Annotated in this window: 10 protein-coding genes and 2 tRNA genes; 4 read left to right on the top strand and 8 right to left on the bottom strand. The window is 61.2% G+C overall.

Annotation, left to right across the window (positions count from 1 at the left end):
- The first annotated feature begins 341 nt into the window (after positions 1 to 341).
- The 3 genes from HMPREF2528_RS08585 (at position 342) to HMPREF2528_RS08575 (ending at position 6,468) form a co-directional block, all read left to right on the top strand.
- Complete coding sequence (locus tag HMPREF2528_RS08585) at positions 342 to 1,538, top strand: exonuclease SbcCD subunit D (RefSeq protein ID WP_070543739.1); 1,197 nt, start codon at positions 342 to 344, stop codon at positions 1,536 to 1,538.
- Positions 1,535 to 4,813: an AAA family ATPase gene (locus tag HMPREF2528_RS08580; protein WP_070543738.1), complete on the top strand. Its 3,279-nt coding sequence runs from the start codon at positions 1,535 to 1,537 to the stop codon at positions 4,811 to 4,813. Before HMPREF2528_RS08585 ends, HMPREF2528_RS08580 begins: the two co-directional genes overlap by 4 nt.
- A gap of 62 nt (positions 4,814 to 4,875) precedes the next feature.
- Positions 4,876 to 6,468, top strand: a complete 1,593-nt coding sequence (locus HMPREF2528_RS08575) for an MFS transporter (RefSeq protein WP_246823922.1) — start codon at positions 4,876 to 4,878, stop codon at positions 6,466 to 6,468.
- Between the two features lie 174 nt (positions 6,469 to 6,642).
- Here HMPREF2528_RS08575 and HMPREF2528_RS08570 read toward each other — a convergent pair whose 3' ends face one another.
- The 8 genes from HMPREF2528_RS08570 to bcp all read right to left on the bottom strand — a co-directional run bounded on the left by HMPREF2528_RS08570 (position 6,643) and on the right by bcp (position 16,197).
- The gene (locus HMPREF2528_RS08570) at positions 6,643 to 7,287 is read right to left on the bottom strand and encodes an MBL fold metallo-hydrolase (protein WP_070543737.1); all 645 of its coding nucleotides are present in this window, start codon (positions 7,285 to 7,287) and stop codon (positions 6,643 to 6,645) included.
- Between the two features lie 9 nt (positions 7,288 to 7,296).
- Positions 7,297 to 8,388 carry an S-(hydroxymethyl)mycothiol dehydrogenase gene (locus HMPREF2528_RS08565; RefSeq protein ID WP_070543736.1) on the bottom strand — a complete coding sequence of 364 codons (1,092 nt, stop codon included), beginning with the start codon at positions 8,386 to 8,388 and terminating at the stop codon, positions 7,297 to 7,299.
- A gap of 137 nt (positions 8,389 to 8,525) precedes the next feature.
- On the bottom strand, positions 8,526 to 9,563 hold the full coding sequence (locus HMPREF2528_RS08560) for an alpha/beta fold hydrolase (protein ID WP_070543735.1): 1,038 nt from the start codon (positions 9,561 to 9,563) through the stop codon (positions 8,526 to 8,528).
- Between the two features lie 117 nt (positions 9,564 to 9,680).
- Positions 9,681 to 11,048 (bottom strand): YhjD/YihY/BrkB family envelope integrity protein, encoded by a 1,368-nt coding sequence (locus HMPREF2528_RS08555; RefSeq protein ID WP_070543734.1) that lies wholly within the window; start codon positions 11,046 to 11,048, stop codon positions 9,681 to 9,683.
- Between the two features lie 261 nt (positions 11,049 to 11,309).
- The gene (locus tag HMPREF2528_RS08550; RefSeq protein WP_070543733.1) at positions 11,310 to 12,791 is read right to left on the bottom strand and encodes a malate:quinone oxidoreductase; all 1,482 of its coding nucleotides are present in this window, start codon (positions 12,789 to 12,791) and stop codon (positions 11,310 to 11,312) included.
- A gap of 314 nt (positions 12,792 to 13,105) precedes the next feature.
- On the bottom strand, positions 13,106 to 15,304 hold the full coding sequence (locus HMPREF2528_RS08545) for an ABC transporter substrate-binding protein (RefSeq protein ID WP_070505992.1): 2,199 nt from the start codon (positions 15,302 to 15,304) through the stop codon (positions 13,106 to 13,108).
- 149 nt (positions 15,305 to 15,453) lie between these two features.
- Positions 15,454 to 15,535 (bottom strand) — tRNA-Leu (locus HMPREF2528_RS08540).
- Between the two features lie 185 nt (positions 15,536 to 15,720).
- Positions 15,721 to 16,197, bottom strand: coding sequence for a thioredoxin-dependent thiol peroxidase (gene bcp / locus HMPREF2528_RS08535; protein WP_005505514.1), 477 nt, complete (start codon positions 16,195 to 16,197; stop codon positions 15,721 to 15,723).
- A 222-nt stretch (positions 16,198 to 16,419) separates the two neighbouring features.
- Here bcp and HMPREF2528_RS08530 point away from each other — a divergent pair.
- A tRNA-Lys gene (locus HMPREF2528_RS08530) sits at positions 16,420 to 16,492 on the top strand.
- Positions 16,493 to 17,014: the final 522 nt, after the last annotated feature.

Raw genomic sequence — 17,014 nt, 5'->3', positions numbered from 1 at the left:
GCCTGGGGGCGCTTCGAGGACGGAGCCCCCGCTCTGCATGAGCACCTACGCCGCGGTGAGTTGGCTACTCGTCCTTGCCGGGAATGGAAGGGGCTTAGACAAAGACGGCTTTGCACTCACGCTCGCGGGGGAGTGCCCCCTCTTCAGCGCCTGGGGGCGCTTCGAGGACGGAGCCCCCGCTCCGCATGAGCACTTTCGCCGCTGTGAGGTGCCTACTCCGCGGATGGGGAGACACAGAGGCTGGAGCCCCGCTCCGCGCGAGTGCCTGCGCTACGGAAGGTTCCGAACCGCGAATGACGAACTGTGAGGCGCAAAACAAGACGCAATGCCATACTGAAACCATGAAGATTCTGCACACCTCCGACTGGCACCTCGGCCGCACCTTCCACCGCAGCCCCCTCACCCGCGAACACCAGCAGTTCATCGACGAACTGCTCAACTACGTGCACGCCGAAGGCATCGATACCCTCCTCATCAGCGGCGACGTCTACGACAGCACCATCCCCACCGCCGAAAGCACCACCCTGCTCGACCAAGCACTCACCCGCCTCATGCGCGCCGGCGTGCACGTCATCCTCAGCTCCGGCAACCACGACTCCTTCCGCCGCCTCAGCTACGGCGCTGCCTTCTTCGAAGCCTCCGGCGTGCACCTACGCACCACCATCGAAGACACCACCCGCCCCGTCGAACTCACCGACGGCACCCAGCGCGTACACGTCTACGCCATCCCCTACCTCGCGCCGCGCCTCCACGCCACCGCCCTCGGCGTCGACCCCACCCACCAGGCAGTCCTCGGCGCCGTCACCGACGCCATCCGCGCCGACGCCGCAGAACGACGCGCCCGCGGCGAAGGTGCCGACCGCATCATCGTCATGAGCCACGCAACCGTCAGCGACACCACCGGCAGTGACATTGCCGGCAGCGCAGACACCACCCCCCGCAGCGACTCTGAACGCGACATCAGCGTCGGCGGCATCGACTGGGTACCCGCCTCCCTCTTCGACGGCTTCGACTACGTAGCCCTCGGCCACATCCACAAGCGCTACCCCGTCACCCACACCATCCGCTACAGCGGCTCACCCCTCGGCTTCTCATTCAGCGAAGAACACAACCGCAATGGCGCCTACCTCATCGAACTCAACCCCGGCGAAGAACCCACCATCAGCAGCCACGAATGGGCAACCCGCGTACACATGAAAACCCTGCGCGGCACCATGGACCAGCTGCTCAACAGCCCCGAAAACAGCCCCTACGAGCAGGGCTACTACTGCCGCATCGAACTCACCGACGAAACCCTACCCGTCGGCGCCGTCGACCGCCTGCGCAGCCGCTACGAAACCATCTCCCACTTCAGCTACCGCAGCACCCAACCCGCCACCGAAAAACCCGTCGCCGCGCCCCTCACTCGCGATGCCGACCCCGTCGAAACCTTCGACCAATTCCACCAATACGTACGCAACCGCCCCCTCACCAGCGAAGAACGCGACGTCATCACCACCCTCAGCGACCACATCAAAAGCCACAAGGACAACGCATGATCCTGCACAACCTCGAATTCGAAGCCTTCATGGCATACCCCAAGCGCCAAGAAATCAACTTCGACACCCTCAACAACGCCGGCGTATTCCTACTCAACGGCCCCACCGGCGCCGGTAAAACCACCATCCTCGACGCCATCTGCTACGCCCTCTACGGCGAAACCAGCAGCGACCGCGAATCCGCCAAACTGCACTCCACCTACGCGGCACACAGCGGCACCAAACCGCGCGTGCTACTCGACGTCACCCTCCACGGCAAGCGCCTGCGCATCGACCGCCCCCCCGCCTACAACAAACCCATCACCCGCGGCGCCCGCAAAGGCCAGATGCGCGAAGAAAGCGCCAAAGCAACCCTCGCCGAACTCGCACCCGGCGCCGACCCCTCCGACGAAAAGGCATGGACGCCCATCTCCAGCAGCGTCGCCGAAGTCAACCGCACCATCGCCGAACGCACCCACCTGACCAAAGAACAATTCCTCAAGGTCGTGCTCCTGCCGCAGGGCCAGTTCGCGCAATTCCTCAAGTCCAAGCCCAAAGAACGCAAAGAACTGCTCAAAAAGATGTTCCCCGTCGAACACTACGAGCAGCTCTTCGACGCGCTCCTTGAAGAATCGAAAAAGGCTCAGCAGGACGTCGCCCAGGACGAAAATACCCAGCGCGGCTACCTCGAACGTGCCCGCGCAGAAATGCTCGCCCTGCAGGCGCTACTGGATGTTGCGGATCCGGACGCTGAAGATGCTGCAGGGGAGGGCTCCGCTACCGAAGACCCTGTGGAGGCGGAGACTTCCGAACAGCTCACCGCTGAGAGTGTCACCGCCGAAACCCTCGACGCATGGGTCGCCGGCGGAGTAGAACGCGCCCGCGAAACCTCCGCACGCGAAAAGCAGGAGCAGCAGCGCCTCACCGACGAAGCCGACCGGAACACCCGCCTACTCGCCGAACGCGCCCAGCTACAGGCCGACTGGCGCGAATACGAGCAGCTCTGCGAGCGCCGCACCCGCCTGACCGAACGCGCCGACGAACACAAGGCGCAGCGTGAAGAGCTGGCGCAGGCGCGTGCCGCCGCGCCCCTGCACGCACAGTACGCGCAGGTCCATGCCGAATCGCAGGCGCTCGCCGCCCGCCAGCAGGAGCAGGCGGCCTGTGCATCCGCGCTGGAGGAGAACGGCAACGCTCTGCTTGCGGCACTGCGCGATGAGAACATTTCGCCGGAGACCACCTTCCCTGAGGAGACCACCTTCGCCGCACTCCCTTCCCTCGAGCCCGCCGAGCAGGAAATCCAGCTCGAGGCGCTCCTTGACACCCTGCGCGCCCTGCAGAAGAAGGACGCGCAGCTCGCCGACGAGGAAGCCGCCGCAGCCGCCCTGCTGAAGCAGGCTAACTCCCTCGAACAGGACAAGTCGCGTGCCGAAAAGACGCTGAACGACCTCACCGCCCAAGCCGAGCAGCTCGCCGAAGAACTCGCCGGCTACAGCACCGCCGACGAGGAGCGTACCCTCGCCGCGCACCTGGTCACCGAGGCGCAGCAGAAGCACGATGCAGCCCAGCAGATGCAGCAGAAGCTGGATGCCGCCTCCGCCGCGGTTGCTGCGGCCCAGAAGCAGAGCAAGCGCACCGCCACCGCCGAGCAGAAGGCGCAGGAAAAGTGGCAGGCTTCGGCTCAGCAGGCGCTCGCCGCCACGGAGGAGTTCAAGAACCTGCAGGTGCTGCGCCTCGCCCAGGCCTCGTCTCTGCTGGCGCGTGAGCTCAAGGACGGCGAACCCTGCGCGGTCTGCGGTTCAGTGGAGCACCCCGCTCCGGCGCGGATTGCCGAGGGCGAGCAGCTGGTTGAGCGTGCCGACCTGGACGCCGCCAAGGAGCGTGAAGACAAGGCACACAAGCAGGCGCGTACCCACGAACTGGCTAAGGATCGGGCGACCAAGGCACATCAGGAAGCCTCCGAGGCGCTTGCCGCCGCCCGCACCCAGTACGAGACCCTGGCGGCTCAGGGCGAGTGCGATGTTGAGCAGACTGCCGCGCAGCTGCAGCAGGCGCAGACCCGCCTCGCGCAGGCTCAGTCACGCGTGACGGCGCGTGACGGCGTGCTGGCGAAGGTTGAGCGGGTGCGGGTTGAGCTGCAGAAGGCTCAGGAGGCGCTACGCACCATCGAGGGCGCGGCGGTGGAAGCTCAGACGCGTCACCGTGACGCTGCGGCGCGCTGTGAGGCTACCGCGGCTGATTTGGCGCCTGCTCGTGCGGCGGTGGGTTTTGCGCAGCGTGTTGAGGCTGTGGAGGGCTACCGTGCGGCGCATCAGCGTCTTGCTCGTGCGGTGTTGCTGTTGGGGCAGGCGCGTGAGCGTCATGCTCTGGCGGCGGCGCAGGCGCAGCGCCTGTTGGGCGAGTCTGCGTTTGAGAGCGCCGAGCTGGTGCAGGCGGCGGTCCGCACCCCTGAGCGCGTCGACGCCCTGGAACAGGCTGTTGCCGCGTACGAGCTGGAGCATGCCCGCCTCCTTGAGGGCTTTGGCCGTGAGGCGATTGTTGCGGTGGCGGCTCGTGCCGCCGCTGGTGAGCAGGCGCCGGATGATCTGCAGGGTGTGCGTGAGCGGGTTGAGCAGCTGCGTGCGGCGGCGCACCGGTTGACTCTTCGTGAGGGTGAGCGGGAGAGCGTGTTGCGTTCTTTGCAGGCGCTGCGTGGCGAGTATGCGGCATTCCGTGCGCAGACGGCGCAGCGTTATGACCGTGCGCAGATATTAGCTAACTTGGCGGCGGCTGCCCGCGGTGATACGCTGGGCGGTTATGAGCATCAGGTTGACCTGGTCAGCTATGTGCTGGGTGCCGAGTTCGAGCGGATTCTGCACTCGGCGTCACTGCACCTGGACCGTATGAGTGAGGGTCGCTACGGCATGGTGTTCAGCGATCACCGTGCGAAGGGTAGCCGTTCCGGCGGTGGCCTGAACCTGGAGATTACTGACACCTGGACGGGCGAGCCGCGTGAGGCGTCGTCGCTGTCCGGCGGCGAGTCGTTCTTGGCGTCGCTGTCGTTGGCGTTAGGTCTGGCGGAGGTTGTTCAGGCGAATAACGGCGGCATCGAGCTGGACACCCTGTTCATTGATGAGGGCTTCGGCACGTTGGACGCCGAAACCCTGGATATGGTGATGGGCACGATTGAATCTCTGCGTGATAGTGGCCGCACTATTGGCCTGATTTCGCATGTGGAGGAGATGAAGAACCGTATTCCAGCGCAGATTGTGGTGGAAAAGGGTCAGAACGGCTCGTCGGTGAGGGTAAACTCCTAGTAGGCATAAATTCGCTTCCGGGCTGCTGTTATGGCATGTCCGGCGGCTTATTCGTGAAAGAGATGATGACCTCGACACCTCAGGACAGGGCACCGAATTCAACGTATCGTGTGGAACCTTCGGCTGATGCGCGCGCTAACGCATCCGCACCGGAGGTTCCTCCGCGCACCATGAAGGTGGCACCCGCCTCCGATTCGCCGGATAAGTCGTGTGCTTCGGGCACGGGTATTCCAACGGTTCCGGGTACGTCCTTGACGGATGTGGTGCGCAGTAACGACCACGTGTTGCAGGAGTTGCCGCCGCGACCGGTTCCTACTGCGGATGAGGTTAATACGAACGCCTCGGTGCCGGATATTTTGCGTCAGCATTGGGCGTTGTTCCTGCGTAACGGTAAGGAGCAGCGTTACCATCTGCGCGGTGTGCTCCGTGATGAGGGCTTTGCCCGTAATGTGTTGACGATTCTGTTCCATATTCCGGCGGCTTCTTCGGCGTTTGCGCTGTATATTCTGTTGGCGAGCCACCTGGGTAGTGTGCATGATGGCGGCTATGCGGTGGCGGCGTTTGCTGGCGCGTATTCGGTGCAGATTATGCTCGGCCCGATGCTGGTGCGTGCCCTGGGTTTGAGGGCGTTGCTGGCGATTACGTCGGTGCTGAATATTGCTGCGGTGCTGAATATGCTGGTCATTGGTTGGCGTTTGACGGTTGACCCGAATAACGTGAGTACGACATACCATGCGCTCTCTTGCGTGGCGATGGGTTTTACGACTCCGCCGTGGACGCCGTTTGCGTTGGAGTCGCTGTACCGCCGCAACTATAAGTACAGTGATGTTCGCTTGTCGACAGCTGTTTCTTGGGGGACGACGGCGAACCTGTCGATGTACCCGCTGGCTGCTCTGCTGGTGCGGCTGGGCGATGCGTACCTCACCCCGAATCATGAGTATGCGGGCTTCTGGATCACGATGATTCTGGATGCGCTACTGTTCATTGTGGTTCTGGCCGCGCCGATGTGGCTGCCGGATATTTCGCGTATTCGCATGTCTCCGCCGAAGAATCTGGTCCGTCCGAATAAGCAGACGGTGGTGTTGATTCTTGGTCTGGTGCTGCTGGGTGCGTGTATGGGCGCGGTCGGTTCGGGTCTGCTGGGCTTCTCGCTGATTCACGGTTCGATGAACCTGTTCATGGCGATGGTTGCGACCGGTACCGGCGCGATGGTGCTTGTGTCTTTCCCCGTGGTTTTGGGTGCCCGTTCGGTGAACCCGTGGCATGGTTGGTTGGTGAGCGGCGTTCTGCTGATTATGGGTGCCCTGTATTTGCCGGCGAGTGATGATACGTCCACGATTTTCTATGCGTTGGTGCTGTGTGGTGCGGTGCTGGGTGTGGCGTTTGGCGGTCATGAGCTGTGGCTGAACCGTTCGCTCAAGCATATTCCTGATGCGCAGGCGAGCTTCTTTACCCGCTCGATGCTGGGTATTGGTCTTGCGATGGGTAGTATGTGGGGCGGCTATATGGGTGACGCTCCGTATTACCGTAATGCGTTTATGGTGCCGGTGATTATTGCGACGCTGTATTTTGCGTTGGGTCATTTGTACGGCTACCTGTGGCGTTCTGAGCATGAGGAGCAGCTGACTCCTCTGTCTGAGACGGCACGTAGCTAGTTCGGCGTGTGGCTAATTCAGTGCACTGCTAATTCGGTGCGCGGCTCGACCGAACGCATCTGAGCTTGAGCGTTGTGAGCGCATACTAAAGGCGGATGCCCCGCCACCTTCTGCAGGTGGTGGGGCATCCGCCTTTTTGTGTACCGGTTTTTACGCCTCAGCGAGGCTGCCGGTTTAGTGACCGCGCTTGATCCATGCCGGAAGCTCGGGCGCCTCCAGACCAATGCCGGTGCTGTCGCCGTGGCCGGTGAGGACCGCGGTGGACTCGGGCAGGGTCAGCAGGCGGGTCGAGATCGACTCGATGATGGTGTCGAAGTCGCTGTAGGAGCGTCCGGTTGCGCCGGGGCCGCCGTTGAAGAGGGTGTCGCCGGAGAAGACGACGCCTTCGCTGTTCTCCCAGCTGAGGGTGGGTGCGTAGAAGCACACGGAGCCGGGGGAGTGGCCGGGGGTGGCGAGGACCTTCAGCTCGGTATCGCCGATGCGCACTACATCGCCGTCAGCCAGTTCGTGGTCGAAGTCCCAGGAGGGGTACACCATTTCCCAGAGCACACGATCTGCGGGGTTCAGGTAGACGGGTGCGCCGAAGCGTTCTGCCGCCTCCTTTGCGCTGCGGATGTGGTCGTCGTGGGCGTGGGTCAGCAGAATCTTCTCCACGGTGCGGCCTGCGACGGTGCGGGAGATCTTGTCGACGTCGTGGGCGGGGTCAATGATGATCACGGAGGAGTCATTGCCGATAATCCAGACGTTGTTGTCAACATCCCAGCAGCCGCCGTCCAGCGAGAAGGTGCCGGAGGTGACGACTCGTTCAATACGTTCCACGCTACGGTCCTAGAGTTCCACGACCGAGCGCAGCACGCGGCCGGTCTTCATGGTTTCGAATGCTTCGTTGACGTCTTCGAGGCGGATGCGCTCGGAGACGAAGCTGTCCAGGTCGAGGCGGCCGAGCAGGTACTGGTCCACGAACTCGGGGAAGTCGCGGGAGGGCAGGGTGTCGCCGTACCATGCGCTCTTGATGGAGCCGCCGCGGCCGAAGACCTCATCCAGCGGGATGTCCCAGGTGGCGCCGGGTGCGGGCACGCCGACGAGGACGACGCGGCCTGCCAGGTCGCGTGCCTCGAATGCCTGCTTGAAGGTGGGGGCGACGCCGACAGCGTCAATGACGAGGTCTGCACCGAAGCCGCCGGTGAGTTCCTTGATAGCCTCAACGGGGTCGACCTTGGAGGAGTTCACGGTGTGGGTTGCGCCGTGCTCGCGTGCGCGTGCCAGCTTCTCTTCGTCGATGTCGACGGCGATGATGGTGGTTGCGCCACCGAGCTGTGCGCCTGCGATTGCTGCGGTGCCGACGCCGCCGCAGCCGATAACTGCGACGGACTCGCCGCGCTTGAGCTCACCGGTGTTCAGCACAGCGCCCAGACCTGCGGTAACGCCGCAACCGAGCAGGCCGATTGCTGCGTACTGTTCGGGGCTGATGTCAGCGGTGATCTTGGTGCACTGGCCGGCTGCGACGAGGGTCTTCTCCGCGAAGGAGCCGATACCCAGTGCGGGAGTGAGTTCGGTGCCGTCCTCGAGGGTCATCTTCTGGGTTGCGTTGTGGGTTGCGAAGCAGTACTGCGGCTGGCCCTTGCGGCATGCGCGGCATTCGCCGCAGACTGCACGCCAGTTGAGGATGACCAGGTCGCCGGGGGCGATGTCGGTGACGTCATCACCGACAGCCTCGACGATACCTGCGGACTCGTGGCCGAGCAGGTAGGGGAAGTCCTGGCCGACGCCGCCGGTGACGTAGTGGTGATCGGTCTGGCAGACACCGCAGGTGAGGACCTTGACGAGGGCTTCGCCCTTGCCGGGGTCGGGTACGTTGATGGTGGTGACGGTGACGGGTGCGTCCTGGGAGAGGGCTACGACAGCCTTAACCTTGTGCATGCTGTTCCTTTGCTTGGGGATTGTGGTTGAGGTTCAACCGCAGATAAAGGTTTTTTGATACGTTCCCATTATAAGAGCTAAGGCATACCTGATGCACCCCGGGGCTGAGCGTGAAGCCCCCAGGGGAATGTGACGTTTTATGACGTCGCCGCCTCCACCTCAGCGGCGAAGGCGAGCGCACCGCGTCGGAACGCGCCCGAGGTCAGGGCGTTCACATGGTCGCGGCCGGGCAGGGAGATGAAACGGTTGAGCGGATTGTCGTCACGAACCATGTCGTAGAGTTCCGCGCCGTCGGCGGCGATGGTATCCGCGTCACCGAGCACAACCGCAATGGGCGCGTGCGGATGCGCACCCGGGTGACCAGCGGGCAGGTCCGGGGAGCCGGCACGCAGGGCGGGCACGTCGAAGAACGGACCGAAGGGAATCCGCACGAACTTCAGTAGCGCGTCGGGCTGAACGGGGGAGTTGTCAATAATCGAGGTGAAGGACGCAATCGCCTCGTCGGTGGAGTCTGCCGCGGGGGTTTCTGCGCTCGCCGTGACGCTGGTGCCCTCGTGCGCTTCGAGCATGGCGCGCAGGGTGATGAGGTGGTCGTGTAGGGGCAGGCCACCGAGGGTGAGGGAGGCGACCGCCTCCGGGTGGGTGAGGGCGAGCTCCCAGCCGACGCGGGCGCCGAAGGAGAAGCCGATAACGTGCGCGCGCGGTTCCAGTTCAACGCCGAGGTCGTTCTCGGTGGCGACGGTGCGCAGCAGTTGGGCGAGCAGATTGGTGAACAGGTGCATAGGGGTCAGCGGCTGACCTGCCGCATCGACAGGTGGCACCGAATCGAACGGAATTGTGCGGCTGCGCACGCCCGTGTTGTTGGGGAGCTTGCAGTCGATGGCGTGCATGGATTCGGGGTCTTTGAGGTATTCGTCTGAGTGGTAGGGCAGGGTAACGATTAGCACGGGGTATCCGGCGCGCAGGTATTGGCGAATCCAGCTGGTGCCACCGTAGAGCTGTTCGCCGCGGGTGGCGAAGCCGTGAATCATGAGGGCGGGGATGCGGCTTTTGAGCTGCTGCGGCTGGTAGAGGGTGTACTCGAGGTCGGGGAGGGTAACGCTGGGCGCGGCATCATTGGGCGTAGCGGCACTGGGTACGGCAAAGGGCGCGGGAGAGAATTCTGCACTGGTCATATGTCTATCTTAGTGACCAGCGCAGGGTTTCTGTCCTGCGCCCTTTTTGTCCTGCGCCCTTTTCTGTCTCGCGCCCTTAATCAGGTTGAAGCGGTACGCGCTCAGCTGAGCTGCCGTTTAGTTCTTCTTCGCCGCACCGTTCGAACTATCGGTGCTCAGGTCGAAGAGCGCCTCCTGCTGAGAGTCAACCTTCGCCTCAGATTCGGTAGCTTCCGCCTTGGTGTCGGCCTCCGCCTGCTTCTGCTGCAGCTGCTCCTTACCGTTTTCGATGCGTTCCTTACCGTCGGCAATGAACGTGCGAATCATGGTGGTGTTGGTGTCCACAGCCTTCTGCACGCGAGCCGCAATGGAGGGGCCCTTCGGCTTGGGGAGCATGCCCTGGCCTGCCGCCTGCTGCTGCAGTTCGCGTCCTGCAGACATGAGGCGTTCCTGGCGTGCCTTCAGTGCACGCGATGCGGAGGTGCTGCGCGGCTGCACCTTCAGGTGGCCGTGGTCGTCATCGCCAGCGATAATCTGGCGCATGAGCATGATTTCGGCGTCCAGATGCCCGCCGAAGAGAAGCATATTGTTCATGATCCAGATGAACAGCAGCATCACAATCACACCACCGATCAGGCCGTAGGTGGCGTTGTACTTGCTGAAGTTGTTGGCGTAGAGGGTGAAGCCGAATGCGCCCAGACCCATGCCGAAGAGGGCGAGTGCCGCACCGGGGGAGAGCCTCCATGCCTTGTAACGGCGCACGTTCGGGGTGGCGGCGTAGAGTAGAGTGATCAGGGCGATTGCCATGAACAGAATCAGCACCCAGCGGCCGTTCAGCCAGATGAGCTTGATGAGCTCCATATCCACGGTTTCGGGTACATACCGACCGACCATGTCCAGGACGGTTACACCCAGCAGCATCATGAGCATCATGAGTACCACGAGGATGATAATCACGGTGGTGACGAAGACGTTCAGCGGCTTGAGAATCCAGCCGGGGCGGCCTTCACGCACGTTGTAGACCGTGTTGAGAGCTCGGCCGAAGGATCCGGTGTACCCAGAGGCGGACCAGAGTGCACTGAGGATACCGGTCAACAGCACCAGGCCTGCGCCATGGTCGCCTGTAATCTGCTTGATGGGGTCTTCCAGAATGGCGTACATCTGGGCGGGCGCGTTGTCCTTGAGGAAGGCGAGGATGACCGCGGCGCTTTCCTCACCGTGACCGAATACGCCCAGTAGGGAGACGATTGCCAGCAGGGCGGGGAAGATGGACAGCACGGTGAAGTAGGTGAGTGCTGCCGCCATGTCGGTGCCGCCGTTTGCGCCGAATTTGTAGATGGCACGGCGCAGAATGTAGAGGATGCTGCCCTTGGGGAAGTCGCGCAGCTTGACGCTGACGTACTTGGGGTCAGCGGGCTTCTGCTTGCGGGAGAAGAGTCCGCGTCGAGCTCCGGCGGGTACCTGGGTTGAGGAGGTGTCCGTGGAAGAGCCGGTGTGTGCAGCCAATGGGGCTCCTTGAATGATGGGGTGTACACAGTGGTGCGCCTATGAGCTTCAGTGTGTGGGCGCACAGAAGGGGCGAGGAGAACAATGAGCTGTCCTTCCCGCCCCTGCGGTGACATTATAGGGTTTTCTAACCCTCCCGCATTTTTCTGCGAGTGCAGATAGCTGACCTGTCGGTCAGTTAGAGAGGGTAACCGCCCCGAAAAGCCTCAAAAAAGGCTTGTCAGCTAGGGTATAAAGCTACCTGCTGAGCCTAACTGAAAACTAGTTGTGAATACCCAGAACCTTAGCGGTGTGAGCCATCAGCTCATCAGCCAGGTCGTGGTTATCGTTGAGCTTCACACCGTAACCGGGGATGAGCTCCTTCAGGCGAGGCTCCCAACCGGCAATCTTGGAGGGGAAGCACTTAGCCAGCAGGTTCAGCATAATCGGAGCCGCGGTGGAAGCACCGGGGGATGCACCCAGCAAAGCCGCGATGGAGCCGTCCGCTGCGGAGACAACCTCGGTACCGAACTGCAGGATGCCGCCCTTCTTCGCGTCCTTCTTCATAATCTGAACGCGCTGGCCAGCCTCGATGAGCTCCCACTCGCCGCCAACAGCCTCGGGATAGTACTGGTACAGCGACTCGAGGCGTGCGTTCTTGTCCTTGACCAGCTCGGAGAGCAGGTACTTAACCAGGGACAGGTTGTCGATGCCTGCGCGGGTCATCGGGTAGATGTTGTGCGGGCGCAGGGACAGCGGCAGATCCAGCAGGGAGCCCTGCTTCAGGAAGTTGGTCTTGAAACCTGCGTAGGGGCCGAACATGAGGGCACGCTTGCCGTCCACGTAGCGGGTATCCAGGTGAGGCACGGACATCGGGGGAGCACCCACGGATGCCTGGCCGTAGACCTTTGCGTTGTGCTTCTGTGCGGTAGCCTCGTGGGTGTTGCGCAGGAACAGGCCCGAGACGGGGAAGCCGCCGTAGCCCTTACCTTCCTTGATGCCGGACTTCTGCAGCAGGTGCAGGGCACCGCCACCGGCGCCGAGGAACACGAACTTAGCGTTAATGGTCAGCGGCTCTTCCTTGTTGATGCGGTTAATCGCGTCAACGGTCCAGGAGCCGTTGGACTCGCGGTTCAGGTTGGTGACCTGGTAGCCGTAGCGAACCTCAACGCCCCTGGGCTGCAGGTAGTCAATCATCTGCTGGGTGAGGGCGCCGAAGTCAACATCGGTACCTTCGGGAGCCCAGGTGGCGGCGATGGGTTCGTTGCCCTTGCGGCCGTTCACGGTCAGCGGTGCCCACTCGGCAATCTTCTCGCGCTTGGTGGAGAATTCCATGCGCTCGAAGAGCTTCTCCTTGCGGAAGGCGTCGAAACGTGCGGCCAGGTACTTGGAGTGATCCTCGCCGAAGACCAGGGACATGTGCGGAACCGGGTTGATGAAGTCGGTGTTGTCCAGAATCTTTTCTTCAACCAGGGATGCCCAGAACTGGCGGGAAATCTGGAACTGCTCGTTGATGTTCAACGCCTTGGCGGTGGAGACGGTGCCGTCGGGGCCGGCGGGGGCGTAGTTGAGCTCGCACAGTGCCGAGTGGCCGGTACCGGCGTTGTTCCAGGGGTTGGTGGACTCCTGGGCGGCCTTGTCGAGGCGCTCAAGCAGGATGATGTTCCAGGTCGGCTCGAGTTCCTTGAGGAACACGCCGAGGGTGGCGCTCATGATGCCGCCGCCCACCAGGACGACGTCGGTTCGTTCAGTACGTGCTACCACTGAATTCTCCCTTAGGGGTGCGGGTGCCCGGCCTGGGCACAGTGAATGTGGGGTACATCATCTAGCCTACTCCTTTTAGCGGGGTTGGCATAGCCAGAATCCACAAAACGAGAGAGAGTGTTGCAGTTCATATCAATAAATCTCTTAGGGTCGAAAAGACCCGTAATCGCGCGCATTTGCTACACCCACTGGCAACAACCCAAAAGCACCCTCAGAAGCACCCGCCCACCGGCTCCCCGAAAGCCACCAAAAGTAGCAAAAGGGGCACACCCCAACCGGGATGCACCCCTTTCCGCAAAAGCTAAAAACGCAGGCTACGACTTGCGCAGCTTACCGAACAGCTCAATCGCATTCTGCTCCGTCTGATAGCCCTGAACCTCACGGCTCACCGCCACCTTCGACGTCACATTCAGCAACGGAACCGCCGGCATGAACTGACCCAGCTGAGACACAACCTTCGCATACAACTCGCGCTGCGAATCCACCGAATCGGCAGAATCCGCGGTACGAATCGCCTCCAAAATCTCCGTAAAACGAGGCGACGGCGCAACCGCCACAGCAGTAGGCTGCGGCGAAGGCGACGCCGACGGGCTCGGCGAAGCAGAAGCCGAAGCCTCCTCCTCAGGCGTCAACGGGTCCGGCGAATAACTCGGCTGCGGGCTCGGAGTCGCAGAAATCCGCACATTCGAATTCGCACCACCCGACGACGGCACATCAGAACTCTTCTTCGTCAAACCAGTCGTCATATCCGACGGCGCATTCGCAATCAACGAACGCACCTGATGCTCAGCAATCAGCGGCGCCAACACCGGGCCAAAGAATGCGTACGGGTCACGGTACATGCCGTAGAAACCGGCCAGCGTAATACCGCGTTCAGAAGAAACCTCGCGGCTCTTCGGCAGATACTCAGCCCACGGCAGAGGCACCGGCTTAATATTCAAACCCACCTCAATCAGCGAAGCCACCATCTCCGAATACACCTTCTGAGGAGTATCCATCCACGGCAGAGAAACGTCAGCAGGGTAGTAGCACTCAATCACCTGATTGTCGTACCCAGCCGTCGCCAGCAGCGAGCGCGCCATATCCTGATTGCGGTCCGTGTAATCCTTCGCATCATCAGCCTTAATACGGAACGACGGCGAAATCAGCGTCTGCGCATCCGAGGTGCCCTGCGGATAATACTGACGTAGTGCACCGCGATCCACAGCATGCGAAATAGCGCGACGCACCGAAATATTCTTCAATACCGGATGCGCCGTATTCAAGCCCAAATACACCAGCGAGAACGGGTCACGGCCCGGCGTCTGATAACCATCACGCGCCAACTGACCCAGATCAGACGAATTCACCTGATCACACGCATCAATATGACCCTGCATCAGCGCAAAATAACGCTTATCCGACGAAGTGAGGGTCGAAATCTGAATCTCATCCAGCTCAGGTGCCTGACCATCAAAATGGGTATTCTTCAGCAAGCGAACCGTGCCAGCCTCGAACGACTCCACATGGAACGCACCCGTACCCACCGGGTTACCCGTCAGCTTCTGATCCGCACCAAAAAGCGAAGGATCAATAATGCCAAACGCCTGCTGCGTCAAAATACGCGGGAACGCCAGAGAAGGACGCGACAGCGTCACCACCACAGAGTTACCCTTCGCCACCACCGACGAAACCAGCGGCAAGAACGACTGCACCGCAGACGACTGAGCATCCGCCTTCTTGCTGGTCTTCTTATCGCCCGGATGTGCAGCATCAGAAGCGCTCGCAGAGGCGCTCGGGGTAGCGGCATCAGAAGAAGCAGAAGCCGACGGGGAAGTGCTCGGGGAGGCGGTCTCAGAAGCACTCGCAGAAGCAGACGGGGAAGCACTTGCTGACGGAGTCGTCGCACCCGACGGAGACGCCTGAACAGGCGCAGGCTCCACCGCCGAAGGATCAATAGAACCCGGCTTCGGCACACCAAAACCCCACGCAAACAAAGGCTGAGCAGGCACCGCATGAGCTGCAGTACCCTCACCCGTAGCCAACGCCTGCCACCTCTGGAAATTCTGCACCACAGCATCCGCAGTCAACGCAGAACCGTTACTAAAATGCGCCTCACGCAACACAAACGTATGCACCAAACGGTCATCAGAAACCGTCCACGCACTACACAAAGAATCCTGAACCTCAGGATCACCCGTGTAATGATTCGCCACCAACAACGTCTGCAAAACCTGCGCCGTCACCTGATACGTACTCGCCACAGGAAACAACGCCGGATCCAAACCCAACGGCGCCGCACCCTGCGCAAAACGGAACACACGACGCGCATCAGCAGACGACGCACTCGCCGAAGACCCAGCAGACGAACCAGCAGAAGACTGACCAGAACACGCAGAAAGCGCCAAACCAGCACTAAAAAGTGCGCCAAAACGCAAAACGGCGCGTCGACTCAAGCCACTCGAGCCGACAGTGGCTCGAAGCAGCGCATCAGAATTGCCAACAGCTGACGATGCATAAGGCTGATGCTGCACGGGAGGGTCCTCTCTTCCGTCGCGGATGCTTATCTCTCAGGATAACGGTTCAACACCCAACCGGGCGAGACACACCCACCCCGGTAAGGCACATACAAGAAAACCCGCCGCCACGAAAACCGTGACGGCGGGCCCAATGTAAATGTGTGTGCGCGAGGGGGGACTTGAACCCCCACGCCATAAGGCACAGGAACCTAAATCCTGCGTGTCTGCCAATTTCACCACTCGCGCGCAGTGTCACCCCACATCCGAAGATGCATGCGTCTGAGGCAACAAAAAATTAGTGTACACCAGGAACCAAGGTTCTCCAAGCCTTAAAAGAAGCCCCCATAGGGCAAAAAGCCCGCAAACACGCCGAACACCAGCCCCTCAAGAAGCAGTAGAACAGCGATACGCAAACCCCAGAAAACGTGACCCTACTTCGGGTCAATACCCAAATCACGACGCAGCTTCGCCACATGACCCGTCGCACGCACATTGTACTGAGCCACAGAAATAACACCCTGCTCATCAATCACAAACGTCGAACGAATCAGACCCTCATACACCTTGCCGTAATTCTTCTTCTCACCCCACGCACCATACGCCTCAGCCACCGCATGGTCAGCATCAGACAGCAGCGGGAACGTCAACGATTCCTTCTCCACAAAACGAGCAATAGCCGCCGGCGAATCCGGAGAAACACCCAACACCACGTAACCCAACGACTTCAACGACGCCAAATTATCGCGGAAATCGCACGCCTCCTTCGTGCAACCCGGAGTCGACGCCTTCGGATAAAAATACAAAATCACCTTGCTACCCGCATAATCACTCAGGCTGTACTCCTTACCCGACGCATCAGCAAGGGTAAAAGCAGGTGCCGGGGTGCCCGGCTCAAGACGAACGCTCATCAATAACTCCTCAAAACATCAATAGAGAACAGCAGGAGAGCGGCGGATGCACCCCACACAGTACCAAGGGCGGACGCGCCCCATGCAATACACACAGTCTAGTGTCCCACACACCCCACCCAAACAATGTGTCCAGGCTCACTCCAAATCAACTTGCGCACACCACAAAAACTCGCGTATAGTATTTTTCTGTTGCAAGGGAAACCTTGAAAAACAAAACAAGCGCCTCTAGCTCAATTGGCAGAGCAATTGACTCTTAATCAATGGGTTCTGGGTTCGAGTCCCAGGGGGCGCACTTCACAGAAAATCCCGCTGATTCTTCGGAATCGGCGGGATTTTTGCGTTCCCCGAATAAATACAGTTTTTGGGTTTGAGGAGCTTGTGTCCGGCTTTGTTTCAGATGACGCGCGCCGCATGTTTCCTCCGCGCCTACGCAGGGGCACCCGTCACCCGGACGCTCCGCTCCTCCTTGCTTCGCTGCGGAGAGCGTCCGTATGACACCCTGAGGGCGCATCCGGAAAACGCGGCGCGCTACCGATGTGCCGCCCCGCTCCTCTTTACGTCCTGTGGTTCAGGGGTTCGTGGAATCCCGCCGGTTCGTTGGGTTGCGCGGTGGTTCAGTGTGTGCGCCCCGTGCCTAGCGAACTGGGGCGGGGGGAGGGCTGTCGCCTTTTAGTGTGTTGCTTGGTGGTTTGGTGTTTTGTGTGTGGGGCGGGGGAGGGCTGTCGCCTTTCAGGCTTTTGCGAGATAGCTAGTCTGGTGTGCGCAGAGGCGTCGGTGCCGTCCGTAGCGACATCAGGGTGCCCGAAGCGAAGCG

Source organism: Rothia sp. HMSC078H08 (assembly GCF_001808955.1).
Lineage (GTDB): Bacteria > Actinomycetota > Actinomycetes > Actinomycetales > Micrococcaceae > Rothia.
This window is presented reverse-complemented; position numbering and strand designations above follow the sequence as displayed.

Coding starts and splice junctions, on each gene's coding strand:
- HMPREF2528_RS08585 (WP_070543739.1), top strand. CDS start 342: ATGAAGATTCTGCACACCTCCGACTGGCACCTCGGCCGCACCTTCCAC.
- HMPREF2528_RS08580 (WP_070543738.1), top strand. CDS start 1,535: ATGATCCTGCACAACCTCGAATTCGAAGCCTTCATGGCATACCCCAAG.
- HMPREF2528_RS08575 (WP_246823922.1), top strand. CDS start 4,876: ATGATGACCTCGACACCTCAGGACAGGGCACCGAATTCAACGTATCGT.
- HMPREF2528_RS08565 (WP_070543736.1), bottom strand. CDS start 8,388: ATGCACAAGGTTAAGGCTGTCGTAGCCCTCTCCCAGGACGCACCCGTC.
- HMPREF2528_RS08560 (WP_070543735.1), bottom strand. CDS start 9,563: ATGACCAGTGCAGAATTCTCTCCCGCGCCCTTTGCCGTACCCAGTGCC.
- bcp (WP_005505514.1), bottom strand. CDS start 16,197: ATGAGCGTTCGTCTTGAGCCGGGCACCCCGGCACCTGCTTTTACCCTT.